Raw genomic sequence first — 16,508 nt, 5'->3', positions numbered from 1 at the left:
ATACAATAAAAGGCTAAAAATAGTTGCCTTACGATATTAATTTCTTTTCCTTGCTGGCAGACTGTATATAAATGAGGCCAAAGTTCCAAATGTGGTAAACTTCAAGTTGCTGTCGTTCATTCTGCTTAATGGCAGCTTTATGTATGGTTCAATAGCGAAACTCCATCTGTCAGTTATCTTCTGTTTAACACCCAACGAAAAATTTGCTGTGACAGAAGTGGAAAAACCATCACTGTTATGATATGCATTGGAATGGCTTCGTTGTACGAGTGTATTTCCGTCAGCCAGGAATGTGTAGTGAATATTATCCATCCGCATTTTAATGATTGAAAACCCGCCGGCAGTGTACAAGTTAGTTTTCTTTGTTGCTGAGAATTGATAATATAACATTAGCGGAACTTCTATAAACCTGCAGTAACCGGTTGCATTTTCCAGACTGATACTGTTGTACGATGGCAGGTTAAGTTTTGCGGAATCAAAGGAAATATTGTTACCAGAAGTAGTAAAATATTTTTTTGCCAGTATTACACCTGACCTGATTTCGATTTTAGGAGAGATTCTGTAACCCAATAAAAGGCCATAATCATACCCCGGTTTTGACAGTTTACTTAACTGTACACTGTTTACGTTAACGCCGCCAACTGCTGCGAACGAAAAACGGGAAGTGACAGATTTTTTCTGGACGGGCTTTAAGTTGTTTGCGATACTTCCTGCAGTATCTTTTGGAATGTTTGTTACATTGGCTAATTTCAATAAATCAGTATTTGTTACAGTATCTTTTACCGGAATGTTGGATGTCTCTTTACTAAAACTTGATTTGTTCTCAATAGTAATATCAGTCCCGGATAACACTTCATCACTAATTTCTTTACTGATAACCTTATTGTTCACAGCAACATCACTTACCTGCTCCTTCGCAGGCTGTGTAAGAGGTGTGCTATTTTTTGCCTTCTTTAGCAGGGTCAGAGGGTCTGCACTGATTGTTTGCAAGGCAGGCAATAGCGATGCAATTTTCTTGACTGGTTTGGTATCTTTTCTTACATTATCGGTATAGTTCGTTACAATTTTTTCAGGTTGCGGCTTTGCACTACTTTTTTTTCCATTTTCAGCAGGTGCAATAATATTTTGTTTTGTATCTGTTGGAGTTTGATTAGCATAATTTTTCTGTGAATTAAAATTGCCATCAAATCCCCAATACGCTGACCCTGCAACCAAACAGGCAAAAAGAAACCAGAACACAATAAACCTTCTCCGCTTTTTCTTTACCGGCATTTCAATATCAAGTCTTTCTTCCAGCTTACTCCAGTCAGGAATAAAGCTCAGGTCGGTGTGCCTTTCGATGGCAAGACGAATCTTGTTATCAAAAAAGAAATCATTTGCGTTATACATATCTTTTAGGTTTCATTTTTTTTTGTAACACTTTTTGTAACCAATGCTTGGCTTTAAAAAGGTTTGATTTGGATGTACCCTCAGTTATGCCAAGGATACCGGCTACTTCCTCATGTGTGTAGCCATCAATCACAAATAAGTTGAACACCATCCTGTATGCAGGTGGCAACTCCATAACGGTCTCCAATATTTCATTGTAACTCATTGCATCCAATACGGATTCAGAATCGTCGCTTATATCTGCCATCAGCAACGCATTTGCATCGCTAAATTCAATTTTAGGATGAAATTTATTAAGGTAATTGATACAATTATTGATTAACACTTTTTTAAACCAGCCTTTAAAAGCGGCTTCACTGTATCCATAAATATCTTCGTTGTACAGGTGAAGGTTTTTAAATGCTTTTACAAATCCATCGCATACAAGGTCCTGCACTTCAATTTTGCTTGAAGCGTACCTGTAGCAAACATTTGCTGCAAACTCTTTCAGCCATTCAAAAAACAGCTTCTCATGTGAACGACTGTTTTTGCGGCATCCGTCGAGCAAATGTTTCAGTTCCTCGTTACAATATGACAACTATTGATATTTTGGTTTTAAAGCGGCTTTGAAAATGGTACAAATAATTAAAATAAAAGGTTGCCTGCTATAAAAGATTGTTTTACATCTTCATTCCATCCATTGGGTTGGCACCCTTTTTAAATATAAATTCACTTTGGAGCAGGTAGGCTCCTCTTATTACTATCACATCGCCAATAGCTACGCCAGATTTTATTTCAATCCGTTCATCGCTTTCCAATCCTGTCTGCACCATTACACTTTTAAATGTATTTTGGCTGGTTTGTATCCATACAGTTGCACCCTTGCCATCTCTCAATACTGCATCAATTGGCAAAGTGAGTGATTGTCGCTGGGGGCTTTTCAATAAAACATAGGCAGGCATACCAGGTTTTAGCTGATTACCCTGATTAGGAATTGACACACGGATGAGATTGATTCTTGTATCGGGATTGATTTCAGGATTTACAAATTCAATTTTTCCTTTGATTTCTTTGTTGTCAAAATCAGGAAGCAGTACAGTAGCTATGCTGTTGCTGTTAACCTCAGCCAGTTGTGATGTATAAACCTGAGCCTCGGCCCACAAAGCAGAAAGGTCGGCCAGCTTTACAATTGTGCCGCCTTCCATTACATAATCTCCTTCACGAATGTCAAGCTGTGTAATATAGCCATTGGCAGTACTGTAAAAAGTAGTTGTGGTTGTTGCCTTTTTTGTATTAGCCAGTTCATTTACCTGTGCTTCATTCAATCCCCACAGCAGCAATTTGTTTTTTGCACTCTGAATTAACTGGTCAAAATCAATTACTGTTTCATTGGTAAATGTTTTTTTCTTATCCAATGCTAAAATATATTCCTGCTTCGCATTGTTAAGGTCCTCACTGTACAAATCATAAAGCGGCAAGCCTTTCTTTACATAATCACCAAGGTTTTTGTAATAAAGTTTTTCAACCCTGCCCATCACTCTTGAACTTACGGACGATGCTTTCATCTGGTCAAAATTCAAAGTAGCGGTTAATACCAACTGGTCACCAATAGTTCCGTTTCGGATGGTATCGGTTTGAATATTGCCCAACTGAATTTGCTGCTCACTCAATTGTAACTCATCCTTACTTTCACCATTCTTCTTTTTTACAGGTGTTAAGTCCATTTTACAAATGGGGCATTTCCCGGGTTTATATTCCACTACCTGTGGGTCCATCGAGCAGGTGTAATAAGTATCCGGGTCTTTAGGAGTCTCCTTTTTGTTTTTGCATCCTGCAAAAGCAAATAAAGCTATTACCGCAATTACGATATATCGCATAATTAGTTTTTTACTTTAATAAAACTTTCACTATCCATTAAATATTGGGCATTCGCCGCTATTGAATCTGTTGCAGTCAATCCGCTTAGCACCTGTATATTTTTTTCATGAGTGATACCGGTGCTAATTTTCACCGCTTTAAAGCCGCCATCGGCTTTTTGAAATACTATTTTATCTATCCCTAAAGAAATCACAGCTTCTTTCGGTAGCCAATATGCTTCTTTAGTATTTCCGAAAACAATTGCTTTTACCTGGCTGCCAATTGGTATTTTCAATACACTGTTATTGAAATACACTCTTGCAGTGAGTGTTTTACTTTCTTTACGGTAAAATGGTTCAATAAAATCAACTGCTGCCGTGAAGTATTTGTTTGGTGCAGTTTCGGGTACAACTCTTACTGTATTGCCGGTTTTTATTAAAGATTGATTATCTCCATAAATATTAAGGATAGCCCATGCCTTGTCAGGATTGAAGACGGTAAAAACAGACTGGCCTTTCTGCAGATACATTCCTTCCTTTAATGAAAGTTCTTCGGTGATTAAAGAAATATCGTTCATTTTACCGGATTCAGTATTCATGCCGCCGCCGTTGGATGCTTCATGAATATGACCGCTGTAATTGCTATATACAGCTATTGTTAACGATGGCTTGCCAGATTGAATGACCTGCTTCAACTGCTCATTACTCATCCCCAATAGCAACAGTTTTTCTTTGGCAGCTTCTATAAATGTGTTGTTGGTTGCATCATTTTTTAGCAGGAATAAAAGATTCTGCTGTGCAGTCAGTAGTTCAGGGCTATAAATATCTAAAATCTTTTGCCCTTTATTTATTTTCTGATAACGGTAGCGTACATATAATTTCTCAATTCTGCCGGATACCCTTGCTGAAATACTTCCCACCTGTCTTGTATCATAAGCAATATTTCCTAGTGCCTCAATTTCTATTTGCTCCCCTCTTTGCTCAATTGTTGTTACGGGAACAGATGAAACAACAAATTCATTGGTTGGTTTTAGCAACGATTCCAATTCTACGTCACCTACTTTCTTACTATCTGTTTCTTTCTTTACCAAGTCCATTCCGCAGATGGGGCATTTGCCTGGCCTGTCCTTAATTATTTCAGGATGCATTGGACAAGTGTATTCCACTTTGTAGTGCTGATGTTCATTCTTCATTTCCATTTTTACCAAATCCATTCCGCACTTCGGGCATTTACCCGGTTTGTCGCTGAATACAGAGTCTTCCGGCATGGGGCAGGTGTACATATCCTTAACAACTTCCGGCTGGTGCCGGGAATGTGAGTCTTTGTTGTTGTTGCAGGAATATGCACCAAAAAGCATAACAACTAAAAGCAAAAAAATTAGTCTTTTCATTTCTTTTCAATTAATCTTTCAATAGTTACCTGGAGCCTCAATGCCTGGTTAAGCAATTCCACAAATTCCAGTTGCTTCATATTTAAAGTCTCCCATGCATCATAAAGCATGAATAATTCTTCCGTATTCTGCTCATAGCCGAGCTGCATGGTCTTATAGTTATTCCGCAATGCAGGGATGATATTTTCTTCATAAAGTTTCAATTGCTTTTTCTTCAGGTCAAATTCATTTCGCATACCATAAGCCATGCTACTGTACTCGTTTACCATCATTTCCTTTTGCGATTGTATTGCATTGGTTTTCCATTTCAGGCTTTCAATATTTGCTTTGTTCATCTTAGAAGACCATTTAGCCATCGGAATTCGTACCATGCCCATAATGGTATATTGCAAAGGCTGACCGCCAAACCCAAACATATTATCATAACGGATGCCGAACTGCGGTTTAAGTGCTGCTCTTTCTGTCTCCTGTTTCAGCAGGGTGAGGTTGATTTCTTTATCCAATGATTTCAGGTCGCTTCGGCTGGTATAAAATAACGTACTGTCAAACACAAGTCCTGAATAATCATATAAAGCATAAGTAGTATCAATGTCAAAATAAATCATCGCATTCCTCCCCATGAGTGCATTGATACGGATTCTTTTTTCTTTGATATCGTTCTCAAACATCAGTTGCATATTCTTCACATCACCCAATGCAGCTTTGGCTTTATAGTAGGCGCTGATTTTTTCTAATCCGTTCTTGTAGCGTATCTCGGCATTTTTAATCATGAAGTCAAGAATCTTTTCATTCTCTCCGAGTATCACCAGTTTCTTTTTCAGAATAATCCATTCATAATAAAACTGTTTTGCATCATTGATTAATTCATTTAGTGTTGCATTCTTTTTTTCTTTTTCCACCGATGACATGGCCTTCATATAATTTTCATCTGCATCCAGTTTTTTCCTGTTCGGGAACATTTGCTCACCAGAAAGCATTACCGAACCCATGCCCGGAGTATTGCCATCTTTGCTCCATAACCGTACATTATATGGCGTCATAAACTGACCGATGCCCACCTGTGGCGGCATCCAGCTTCTTGCACCTTTGGCTGCTTCATCTATTGAGCGGATTTCATTATCGTACATCTTCACCACCGGGTGTGATGATTTGATGCTGTCAATAACAGCATCCAGCTTTAAGGTTTGCGAATGGCTGCTGCCAGCAACCACTGATGCAAACAATACGAGTAGTAGTTTATTCTTTAACATCTATTAATTCAATTTTGCCTTTGCGTTTTAATTCCCGTTCCTTAATCATTTCAAAAATGACGGGAGTAATAAGTAATACATAAATGGTGGATGTAATAGTGCCGCCAATCAATGGAATGGTAATTGGCCGCATAATATCACTGCCCACACCAGTTGCCCAAAGAATAGGTATTAAGCCAAACAGACCGACTGATACAGTCATCAGTTTTGGCCGCAACCTTTTTGCTGAACCTTCAATTACAAACTCACGGATGATAGCCGGAGTTAATGTTGATTTTGAATTGCCGTGTTTGGCTACCATGTTATTCATTGCTTCGTTCAGGTAAATGGTCATGAGCATGGCGGTTTCAATCGCCATTCCAAACAAGGCAATAAAGCCAACTGCGACTGCTACTGATAAATTGATACCATAGAAATAAACCATGAACACTCCGCCAATTAATGCAAACGGGACGGTTATCATGGTGGTGATGGCTTCCTTAAAAGAATGATAAGTAAAATACAATACCATAAAAATGATTACGAGTACAATTGGTAAAATCATTTTCAATGTGCGGTTAGCTCTTATCTGGTTTTCCCATTGGCCACTCCATTCGAGAAAATAACCTTTGGGAAGTTTTGTTATCATCTGGTTCAGTTTCTGCTGTGCTTCTTTTACTGTACTTCCCAAATCTCTTTCTCTCACATTAAACAAAACAGTACCTCTCAGCATAGCGTTTTCTGAATTTATCATCGGCGGGCCATCACTCAGTTTTATATCTGCCACTGCTTCTAAAGGAACAGGACCGAAGTTCATCGTCTGCACCTGCAATCGTTTTAATGATTCAAGGTTGTTACGGAAATCCTGCCCGTATCTTGCATTAACGGAAAATCGCTGACGGCCTTCAATAGTTGTAGTAAGTTTCATGCCCCCTAATGCACTTTCAATTACGGTGTTCACATCATCCACACTTAAACCATATCTGCCAATTTCTTCCCTCTTCACTGCTATGTCCACATACTTACCACCGGTTATCGGTTCCACATATAAATCCTTTACGCCATCAATCCCTTCCAATTGTTTTTTTATTGTTTGAGCAAAAGCATAAATGCTGTCAAGGTTTTGTCCATATACTTTTAAACCAACATCGGTACGGATACCTGTTGAAAGCATATTGATACGATTAATAATCGGTTGTGTCCATCCGTTGGTTACACCCGGTATCTGCATTTTTGAATTAAGCTCATTAATGATACCATCCTTGGTCATTCCTTTTCGCCATTCATTTTTTGGTTTTAGCAAAATGATGGTTTCAATCATACTGATTGGCGAATTATCTGTTGCAGTGTTTGCCCGTCCGGCCTTTCCTAATACATGAGAAACTTCGGGGACAGTACGGATTATTTTATCCTGCACCTGTAATAATCTTTTTACTTCAGAGTTGGAAACATCTGGCAATGTAACCGGCATGAATAACAACGACCCCTCATCTAATGGCGGCATAAACTCAGAACCTAAACGGGTCATCATAATTATGCCAACAGTCAATGCAATAATGTTGATACCGATTGTTGTTTTGCGCCATTTCAAACACCATTTCAAGATTGGTGTGTAAATTTTTTCCAGTGTTCTTGTAATGGGGTTAGCACTCTCAGGCTTCAGCCTTCCTTTCAGGAAAAAAGAAATTAATACAGGTGTTAAGGTAATCGCCAGGAAGGCATCTATCAGCAGGATAAAAGTTTTTGTCCAGGCTAAGGGACTGAACAGTTTTCCTTCCATACCAGTTAACAAAAACACCGGTAGAAAAGAAGTAACAACAATGATGGTTGAATAGAATACACCAGGGCCTACCTGTTTAGACGACTTTTCAATGATGTCATTTCTTTCCTCTGCTGTCAAAGGGTCTTTATTTCTTTTAAACCATTTTGCCATGTTTATGTTTTATTAGATGACTTTAATTTTTCTGTTTGTGCTTCGCTGATATGCCGGTAGGCATTTTCCACCATTACAATGCCATCATCAACCACCACACCAATAGCCAGTGCTATGCCTGTTAATGACATAATGTTGGAAGAGATGCCAAAGAGTTCAAGAAAAATAAAACCAGCAGCAACAGAAATAGGTAATTGAATAAGAATGATAACAGCACTGCGCCAGTGGAACAAAAAGATGAGAACAATAAGAGATACTGCAATCATTTCTTCTATCAATGTACCTTTCACCGATTGTACAGCTTCTTGTATCAATGTGCTCCTGTCGTAAGATGTTTTAAAGGTTACTCCGTCAGGCAATCCTTTTTCCACTTCCTTCATTTTCGTTTTCACCGCTTCAATTACCTTGTTGGCATTTTCGCCATACCGCATTACTACAATGCCGCCAACCACTTCGCCCTTTCCATCCATATCAAAAATGCCGAGACGTAAATCGCCGCCCATTTGTACGCTGCCAATATCCTTTACTCTTACAGGAATACCATTGTAATTGTTCAATGCAATATTCTCCACATCTTCTTTGCTCTTGATATAGCCAAGGCCACGAATGATATAAGCCATATCTGCCATTTCAAATTTTCTGCCGCCCACATCATTGTTATTTGCTTTTACTTTATTCATTACATCCATCAAAGAGATGTTGTAATACTGCAATTTTACCGGGTCAACAACTAACTGGTATTGTTTTTCAAACCCACCAAAGGATGCTACTTCTGCCACACCCGGCACAGTTTGCAATGCAAACTTGATGTACCAATCCTGTAAAGCTCTTTGTTCACCTAAATTCATTTTAGGTGCATCCAGGTGATACCAATAGATATGACCAACTCCGGTTCCATCCGGGCCCAATGTTGGTGTTACTCCCTGTGGTAATAAACGCTGTGCAAAATTTAACCGCTCCAATACTCTTGTTCTTGCCCAATAGATGTCAACATTATCTTCAAAAATCACATAGACGAAACTCATCCCGAACATGGAAGTGCCACGGATATTTTTAATCTTTGGAATACCCTGCAGGTTACTCACCAATGGATACGTCACCTGGTCTTCCATTACCTGCGGACTGCGACCCATCCACTCTGTAAAAACGATTACCTGGTTTTCACTCAAATCGGGAATGGCATCAATAGGGTTTTGTTTGACCGAGTAAATGCCATACGCAAACAGGCCGCCTGCCAGCAGCAGAACAACAAGCCTGTTACGTAAAGCCAGTTCAATTAATTTTTGAACCATAACTTGATTTTAATAGTTTGGAAGGATAGAAACATTAGTTTGCCTTCTCTTTTAAATCCATACCGCATTTGCTGCATTTACCGGGTTTATTACTTGTAACATCCGAATGCATTGGGCAGGAATATATTTTCATTACTTCCCTTTTCATTTTTTCTTTGGGAGAAAGTGTCAGGTCCATACCGCATTTTGAACATTTTCCAGCCTCGTTACTGGTCACTTCAGGGTGCATTGAACAGGCATATACTTTCTTATCTTTCTTTACTTCTTTTAAATCCATATTGCATTTGCTGCACTTACCGGTCTTATTGCTGGTTTCTTCAGGGTGCATGGGGCAAGCATACATTTTCATTACTTCCCTTTTCATTTTTTCTTTGGGAGAAAGTGTTAAGTCCATACCACAGGTAGCACACTTACCCGGCCCATCCATTACCACACCCGGATGCATCGGGCATTCATATTTTAGTTTTTCAGCCTTCTGTTTTTTTATTTTTGTTGTGTCTTGTGCAAATAAGTTCAAAGACATGATGGTTATAGCTGCCATCATCAGCATTTTAATTGCTTTCATTTTTTTGATTTTATTTTACTAATTATTTCTTCTAATTATTTAATGGCTTAATAAGCCAAATCATATACTAAACAATCCGGTTACTACAACTGCATGGTTCTGTAATGGCAGCAATCAGGCAGCTTGTTGTAAACTGAGTCATCTGCTTTATACTTTTCAGTATCGTTTCCGGCAGCTGCTATGCTTCTCTGGGCTTTATCTCCAGCTTCTTTTTTAAATACACTGAATTTTAAAACAAGTATTTGTGTGTATTCATTCCACACAGCATACTTTATCCCATCTACTGAGTATGCCGCAGTTTCAATTCGTCTTTTATCCATGCCGCATGCACCGGATACTTTTACTTTTTCAGTTTTAATGCCAATGGTTCTTTCTGTTTTGTCGCTTTGTGCATTGGCAAATGATACTGTAACTAATACAATAGCTACAGTAAAAAGCATTTTAAGCGTTTTCATTTTTTAATTTTTAAATGTTAGGAAATCTGTTTTGTCAGGCGCATGTAAATGCCGATAGCCCGACAATTGAATTGCCTGGCTTATTGAAGGAAATAAACTTTAAATAAGGAAAGTTCTGTTAAGTATGTAAACTGCAACGCCATTACTTCGGGGAGGGGCATTGCTTACAGGATAATCTTCCGGGATAGAAGTAAGATTGAAAGAGGGGGCATCAACAAATGAAACAGGTAAATCTATTGCAAGTATTTGAAGTAGTTGCAGCCCTGCTTCTGCCGCTTTCTGGTCCGTATTGTTTTTTAAAAACTTGTTTTCGTCATTGCAACAGCCTTTTTCTTTTGCCTCATTGGTCTTCATGCCACAGTTGTCACAGGTTTTGGATTCCTTTTGCCCTAAACCCCAATCAGCCAGTTTGCCCATGCAGTAGTGCATATGCACCGTAGCACCAGCGGATGTGCTGATGTATAAAACTGCTAATATGGCGGCGGCGAACCTTTTCATTTAATTCAAAGTTATAATAAATCTATTTAGTTTTTTGCATGATTTATTTTATGAGGATACAAAACAAAGAAATTAATACAGATTGGTATATGATAAATATCAGTTCTGTACATGAGTTCAGTAAGTTAATCCCTTATTCAATAATCATTTACAGCAATCCTTTTTCCTTACAAAAAGAGCTTTGAAGAGTTTCCAGAAAAATTGCCCAATTGATTTTATTACAGTCATCATAACATAGTTAGTAGCATTGTCCCACTCATGCCAATCATCAATAAATCTTCAATGATGGTGATGGTACTCATGGGTAAATTAAATACAGCACCAAGACAGGCACATTTTATTTTTCGCTTATTAAAAACGCTTTGCAAAACCCCTATAATGCTAACCGTCATTACTACAAAGGTAACGGTATTGATAAGGATTGGATTGAACCCGGTTAAAAAGGCCAAGCCTAAAGCCAGTTCAGTAAAAGCATAAACATAGCCCCATCCGTTCCACCTTTTTGCTACAATATCATACATGCTGTAACTTTCAGCAAATCCTTTCAGGTTAAGTAATTTAAAAAAGGAGAAAACCAAAAAGAACCCTGCCATAAAATAATTCATCCAGCGCATCCATATAAAATCCCCCTGTACCCATTCTGCCAGCAATGTAATGCCCGTGATATATCCAAAAATCAGCAGTATGGGTTTATAGGTTTGAAACCAGGATTTTGTTTCTTTTTCAGATAAAGCTGATATTGCATTTTGATGCAGATGATTTGCTTCAGAGAATTGATATTTCGGATACTCTTTTAAAGCTTCCTTGAATTGCTGAGTCGAAATATGTTTATCCATGTCAATAGTAGCTTCTCCTTTTGGCAAATCAATAGTTACATTTTTTACCCCTTGTACTTTTGATAAAAGGCCTTGCACTTTAGCCTGGCAACCGGTACAGGTCATACCGGTGACGGAATATGTATGTGTCATAGTTTATTAATTAACGACACAAAGTTCTATTCAATATTTCACTAAATGTTATAGAATTATGGAAAAGAGTTATACCTATTTGATTTTCACTTTATCTAAAGGTTTGCGATGAGAAGAGCCTAATTTTTTGAAATGACTCGGTGTAAGCCCGGTAATTTTTTTGAATTGGGAAGATAAGTGTGCCACACTGCTATATCCTAACTTATAAGAAATTTCACTCAGGTTCATTTCGCCATATACCAGCCATTCTTTTACTTTCTCAATTTTCTGGAGAAGAAAGAAGTGTTCAACAGTTATGCCTTCTACCTCAGAAAACAGGCGGGAAATATAACTATAGTCCTTATGCAAAGCAGAGCTTAAAAATTGAATGATGCTAAAATGCTCTTCTATTTCGCCTGACTGAACTTTCTTAATTAATAAGCCTTTAATTTTCTCAATTTGCTTTTGGTTCTGGTCATCAAGAATTTCAAAGCCCAACGAATTCAACCTGTCAGCCAATTGTTGTAATTGTTTACCTGTTGGCTCTTTTTGCAATTCAACCTCTCCCAGGTTCATCCGGGTTGTTTTCAGGTTCAATTTTTCAAGCTCCTGACTAACGGCCATTACACAGCGATTGCAAACCATGTTCTTTATAAATAATACCATAAGTGTTTATACGTATAAGGATGAATTTAATTATTGGCATTTCTCCTGTTTGCAATATCGCTATTTTAAGTAAAGCTATGGCCGTATTTTGAAAGGTTGTTGAATTTTAGCCCTGATTTCCAGTAGTATTACATAACAAAGTGCCGGCTTTGCCATAATCGGTATAAAAATTGAGAGTCAATTATTTATATACACATCTAATTGAGCCATGACGAGAGCAACATTAAATGACAGGGAGTTGGTAACTGATATTTTAACCCGGTCTTTTGTTGACAACAAGAGTGTCAATTACATAATTAAACAAGATGAAAAAAGGGAGCAATGTTTAAAAGGTCTGATGGAATATTCATTTGATGTATGCAATTTATTTGGCGAAGTCTTTATTTCAGACGATAGAAAAGCATGTGCTTTGATTGTTGTGCCAGATAGAAAAAAGGTTACAGTAAAATCAATACTGCTCGATATAAAAATGGCGCTGTCAGTTACAGGGATTTCAAATATTAGGAAAGCTATCAGCCGTGAATCAGCTATCAAAAAAATACATCCTGCTGTTCCTCTTTATTATTTATGGTTTATAGGAGTAGAGCCATCCCAGCAAGGCCATGGTATCGGCAGCAAGTTGCTCAATGAACTTATTCAAAAAGGCCTTTCGGAAAACAGGACAATTTGCCTCGAAACATCTACCACAAAAAATATTCCCTGGTATGAGAAGCATGGCTTTAAAATATACCGGGAATTAGATTTTGGATATAAGCTGTATTTTATGAAAATGCCGTAACTAAATTGCAAGGTTATGCTTTTGCCGGGTACCCAAATGCATATTATAACGTTTCTGTTCATTTGCATAGAAACAGTTATTCTTTTATACCTTGTCATTTACCGGATGGCCCGGCCGGATGACAAATCAACCTTCCTCAACATCATTCTGATTTTATTATTAATTCTCTACAATGTTACCGGCGGCTTCCTTCCAGACCCTAATATCCCTGGCTCTTATTATGTACAATTATCCATTGCTTATGCAACCGGGTTTATCACTCCCTGTTATTTCCCATACTATGTATTTAATGCCTTTGCGCTGGGAAAAATGCGGTTTCATGCATACAGGGGTGTTATATTTTTTCTCGTGGTTCCCTACCTTATATTTGTTTTACTTTTTGTTGTTTCAGGCAAACTGGACGTCGCAAAAAATCTGCTTGTAATTCCTGTACTTTATGCTATATGGGTTATTATTACTTTAACCAGCGCAGTAAAGTTTAAATATCAAAATAACTTTAGAACAAAGGCCGCAAAGGAAGAAGTTGCTGTTCTTTTCCTGAGCCTTACACCCTGGGTGGGGCTGCCTGTAATAGATTATTTTAATTTTGGGCAAGCCGTTGAAGCAACTACTACAAATACTGGTTTTTTACTACTGCTTGCATTACAGTTAAAACAACATATTACACTGCTGAAGGCAGAGCATCAGCGGTTAATTGAATCGGAAGAACAACTGCTGAAATGGAATGAGCAACTACAGGAAGAAGTAAGAAAAAGAACACAAGAATTGGAAAATATAAGTCGGGAAGAGCGGCTTGCACAAAACTGCAAACGCTATAGTTTTACTACCCGTGAAATTGAAATTGTGATACTGGTATATAAAGGCTATTCCCATAAGCAAATTGCTGAAATGCTGTTTATAGCTGAACGAACCGTTGCAAAGCATGTGCAGAATATATTTGAAAAGGCGCAGGTGTCTAATCGTTTAGAACTTAGCAGAAAACTGGATATGGTATGAAATGCGTAGCTGGATGAAATTGGAGAAAATAGTCAATTTTACGCAGTGAAATAGTAAGTTTTGCGTATAGCAAAGGGTTTATAATTTGATAGTTATTTGGTATTCGTAATACCAAATTAAACATCATGTCAAAAAGAGGGAATGGCATTGCTTCTGTTGCGGAAGCAACAGAGAAAATGGAGTTGACATCTGCAACTGAAATACTTCACCAATGGAACTTATCATTTGCTGACGTGTTTGCTGATGCGGATAGCAATTTTGTTATGCCGGATAATAGCGTTTTTGTTGAGCTATTGAATAAGTGGAGTGATACTGCAGAAAATCTACAGCGATTGATTTTAGATGAAATGATTGGCAGGCACTATGCAAAAGATAAAGAGGAGTTCATCAGGATGGTGCAATTAATGCTGACAAAATTATTAGACAAAGTTTCTTTAGTCTGCTCCTGCTCCTCAGTTTCTATAAATGATAGACAACCAGGTTTGTTAACACAGGAGTTGTTAAAGGCCCTTCATTTTATACAAGAATATTTTGGAACTTATTTTGATAAAAATGAAAGAGTGCCAGATGTGTTAGTATCCCTTTACGGAAAAGAAATTAATACTTTATCAGAAGATTTGCGGCTTAAATTGAGTTCATCAGATTTGATGGAACAATTGCTTACAGAAACGCTGTATAATCATTTCATAAGTTCATTCGGAAACCATAATCTGCCGGTTACATACAGGTTGCATTTTTATGAAACTGAATTGCTACGGGAACTTACAAAAGTAATAACCCCTGCAACTGACAATATCAGAAAGTTGTTATACTACTATAACTTTAATTCTCCGGCGTTCGTTGTATATGAGTTTGACAGGCTGGTTAATCTGCTCTCAGCAATTCCAACAAAATCTGAAAAAATATTAATGCTTCGTTCCGAATTAAAAAGCATAAATCAATTGCCCGTAAGAGTAAACTATTGCTTCGATGATAATATGCCTCCGCTGAATGAACAGGTGAGTACATGGATAACAGAAGAAATTAAATACTGTGAGGCAGGTCATTTTATGCAGGCAGCTAATTCATCCGTAACTGAACCTGAAAACAAAATCAACACAACATTGTCTGTTGCAAAATTAGGCCTGCTCATCAGGCTTTTGGTGGTAGATAAAATTATTATTAATCGCACAGTTGCACCTATGCTGCGTACTGTTGCCAAAACCTTCTCCACTTTGCAGCGGGAAGAGATTTCATTTGGCAGCCTGGAAACAAAATATCATGCGCCAGACAAAGCAACAATAGACGTGATGAAGGATATGCTCCATAAATGGCTTCATATTTTGAGTAAATTGTAAGACTTATATTGCTTGCCACATCGCAAAATTAAATCAATATTTCAATAGCCTCACTAGATTATTTTTATCAAGATACTTCCACAGTTCCTGGTAATGATGGTATGTAAATCCATCCAATTTAAGCAGATGGCTTACCGGCCAGTTAAGCAGTTGCTCCATGTTACTATAACAAAGACGGCTGCACATGTCTTGAAATCCCTGTGTTAACGGGTGATTTTGTAGCGGACTTCTTATAAATAATTCAACTTTCACTGCTAAAACTTATAAGTAATTACCAACTGCGGTCTTATTAGACCGCAATTATTATGCCTGATTAGGTCATCTTGCCAATTCATTATTTAACATGATTCGGCAAAGCGATAAAGGCAATTTAAAAAAACTGGGAGCAAATATTAAAAGACTCCGTGAGGCGAAAAATCTAAGTCTCCGGGAACTGTCGTATGCCTGTGACATTGATAACAGCAAGATTTCGAAAATTGAAAAGGGCCAAATAAATATAACCTTTACTACAATTTTGCAATTAGCAAAGGCGTTGGAAATTTCTCCGTCAGAATTACTGAAGACTGATTACGACTAATACTCCATCTATACTTTTCACCATTAAGGTAGTCCTACCGAACCTATCTCCACTTTGTAGTTTTTGGAAGTGTTTTTGTATTCCAGTTAGTGATACAAATTCATAACTAAACGTTGACGGTATTATGTTACAATCAATATCATGGAGCCAATACATCACAGCAATGTTGTTTGCTTTAATTTGTTATTACGGGTATGTTGCATTAAAATATTTTCGATGGGAAATTCTTTCACTGATTGGAATCAAAAGAATAGAAGAAAAAGGAACACCAATTTCGGTATCGGAAATTAAAAAACAGTTTACTTCCAGCAATCATACTGATTTTTTACCAAAAGAATATCCTGTTGACGCAACGATAATTTTTCAGCCGTTTTGGGATGAAGCAAATGCTTACCTCGCCGAAATGAAGCTGGAGGCCCAAAAAGAAGAAATACTCTTTGCTGTTAAAATGATAGTAGAAAAATATCCTGGTTTACATTCGGCAGAACATAAACAGGGATTGGAAACTGCAATATCCGGCTTGATTGCCCAATATTATCCTGAACGGTTTACAGCGACAGACATTCAAAATATCTGGCATTGAAAAGTAATGCTTCATTATCTGCGGGCAGGAAAATCAA

At 37.7% G+C, this 16,508-nt stretch carries 17 protein-coding genes; 5 read left to right on the top strand and 12 right to left on the bottom strand.

The genetic code is table 11. The annotated features are described in order from the left end of the window. Positions 1 to 36: 36 nt before the first annotated feature. From SEDOR53_RS0109330 to SEDOR53_RS0109270, 12 genes are all read right to left on the bottom strand, one after another. Positions 37 to 1,389: an outer membrane beta-barrel protein gene (locus SEDOR53_RS0109330; RefSeq protein ID WP_026769487.1), complete on the bottom strand. Its 1,353-nt coding sequence runs from the start codon at positions 1,387 to 1,389 to the stop codon at positions 37 to 39. Further along, positions 1,382 to 1,966, bottom strand: coding sequence for an RNA polymerase sigma factor (locus SEDOR53_RS17585; protein ID WP_051416575.1), 585 nt, complete (start codon positions 1,964 to 1,966; stop codon positions 1,382 to 1,384). The genes SEDOR53_RS0109330 and SEDOR53_RS17585 overlap by 8 nt, the downstream gene beginning before the upstream one ends. A gap of 82 nt (positions 1,967 to 2,048) precedes the next feature. Then, complete coding sequence (locus tag SEDOR53_RS0109320; protein ID WP_026769486.1) at positions 2,049 to 3,245, bottom strand: efflux RND transporter periplasmic adaptor subunit; 1,197 nt, start codon at positions 3,243 to 3,245, stop codon at positions 2,049 to 2,051. 2 nt (positions 3,246 to 3,247) lie between these two features. Then, positions 3,248 to 4,615, bottom strand: coding sequence for an efflux RND transporter periplasmic adaptor subunit (locus SEDOR53_RS0109315; protein WP_198018863.1), 1,368 nt, complete (start codon positions 4,613 to 4,615; stop codon positions 3,248 to 3,250). Then, the gene (locus tag SEDOR53_RS0109310) at positions 4,612 to 5,865 is read right to left on the bottom strand and encodes a TolC family protein (protein ID WP_026769484.1); all 1,254 of its coding nucleotides are present in this window, start codon (positions 5,863 to 5,865) and stop codon (positions 4,612 to 4,614) included. The genes SEDOR53_RS0109315 and SEDOR53_RS0109310 overlap by 4 nt, the downstream gene beginning before the upstream one ends. Beyond that, on the bottom strand, positions 5,852 to 7,777 hold the full coding sequence (locus tag SEDOR53_RS19380) for an efflux RND transporter permease subunit (RefSeq protein ID WP_026769483.1): 1,926 nt from the start codon (positions 7,775 to 7,777) through the stop codon (positions 5,852 to 5,854). Before SEDOR53_RS19380 ends, SEDOR53_RS0109310 begins: the two co-directional genes overlap by 14 nt. A 2-nt stretch (positions 7,778 to 7,779) precedes the next feature. Continuing rightward, positions 7,780 to 9,069 carry an efflux RND transporter permease subunit gene (locus SEDOR53_RS19375; RefSeq protein WP_026769482.1) on the bottom strand — a complete coding sequence of 430 codons (1,290 nt, stop codon included), beginning with the start codon at positions 9,067 to 9,069 and terminating at the stop codon, positions 7,780 to 7,782. 34 nt (positions 9,070 to 9,103) lie between these two features. Then, complete coding sequence (locus tag SEDOR53_RS19080) at positions 9,104 to 9,634, bottom strand: heavy metal-binding domain-containing protein (protein WP_026769481.1); 531 nt, start codon at positions 9,632 to 9,634, stop codon at positions 9,104 to 9,106. An 83-nt stretch (positions 9,635 to 9,717) separates the two neighbouring features. Then, a complete protein-coding gene (locus SEDOR53_RS0109290) occupies positions 9,718 to 10,089 on the bottom strand; it encodes a hypothetical protein (protein WP_026769480.1) in 372 nt (123 codons plus the stop codon). A 99-nt stretch (positions 10,090 to 10,188) separates the two neighbouring features. After that, the gene (locus SEDOR53_RS18555) at positions 10,189 to 10,506 is read right to left on the bottom strand and encodes a hypothetical protein (protein WP_157576755.1); all 318 of its coding nucleotides are present in this window, start codon (positions 10,504 to 10,506) and stop codon (positions 10,189 to 10,191) included. Positions 10,507 to 10,814: 308 nt separating this feature from the next. Then, positions 10,815 to 11,555 (bottom strand): heavy-metal-associated domain-containing protein, encoded by a 741-nt coding sequence (locus SEDOR53_RS0109275; protein WP_026769479.1) that lies wholly within the window; start codon positions 11,553 to 11,555, stop codon positions 10,815 to 10,817. A gap of 75 nt (positions 11,556 to 11,630) precedes the next feature. Further along, positions 11,631 to 12,158, bottom strand: coding sequence for an AraC family transcriptional regulator (locus tag SEDOR53_RS0109270; RefSeq protein ID WP_232214753.1), 528 nt, complete (start codon positions 12,156 to 12,158; stop codon positions 11,631 to 11,633). 250 nt (positions 12,159 to 12,408) lie between these two features. Between SEDOR53_RS0109270 and SEDOR53_RS0109265 the strand changes: the two genes are divergently transcribed. The 5 genes from SEDOR53_RS0109265 (at position 12,409) to SEDOR53_RS0109240 (ending at position 16,471) form a co-directional block, all read left to right on the top strand. Next, the gene (locus SEDOR53_RS0109265) at positions 12,409 to 12,978 is read left to right on the top strand and encodes an N-acetyltransferase (protein ID WP_026769477.1); all 570 of its coding nucleotides are present in this window, start codon (positions 12,409 to 12,411) and stop codon (positions 12,976 to 12,978) included. A gap of 15 nt (positions 12,979 to 12,993) precedes the next feature. Next, the gene (locus SEDOR53_RS0109260) at positions 12,994 to 13,974 is read left to right on the top strand and encodes a LuxR family transcriptional regulator (protein ID WP_026769476.1); all 981 of its coding nucleotides are present in this window, start codon (positions 12,994 to 12,996) and stop codon (positions 13,972 to 13,974) included. A gap of 125 nt (positions 13,975 to 14,099) precedes the next feature. Then, positions 14,100 to 15,311 (top strand): hypothetical protein, encoded by a 1,212-nt coding sequence (locus SEDOR53_RS0109255; protein WP_026769475.1) that lies wholly within the window; start codon positions 14,100 to 14,102, stop codon positions 15,309 to 15,311. A gap of 343 nt (positions 15,312 to 15,654) precedes the next feature. Then, entirely contained in the window at positions 15,655 to 15,888 is a 234-nt protein-coding gene (locus tag SEDOR53_RS0109245) for a helix-turn-helix domain-containing protein (protein WP_026769474.1), read from the top strand. Between the two features lie 124 nt (positions 15,889 to 16,012). Further along, positions 16,013 to 16,471, top strand: coding sequence for a hypothetical protein (locus SEDOR53_RS0109240; RefSeq protein ID WP_157576753.1), 459 nt, complete (start codon positions 16,013 to 16,015; stop codon positions 16,469 to 16,471). The last annotated feature ends 37 nt before the right edge of the window (positions 16,472 to 16,508 follow it).

The sequence above is a fragment of the Asinibacterium sp. OR53 genome (assembly GCF_000515315.1).
In the GTDB taxonomy this organism is placed as follows: domain Bacteria; phylum Bacteroidota; class Bacteroidia; order Chitinophagales; family Chitinophagaceae; genus Sediminibacterium.
The sequence above is the reverse complement of the archived record's forward strand: the minus strand, read 5'-3'. Positions and strand labels throughout refer to the sequence as shown.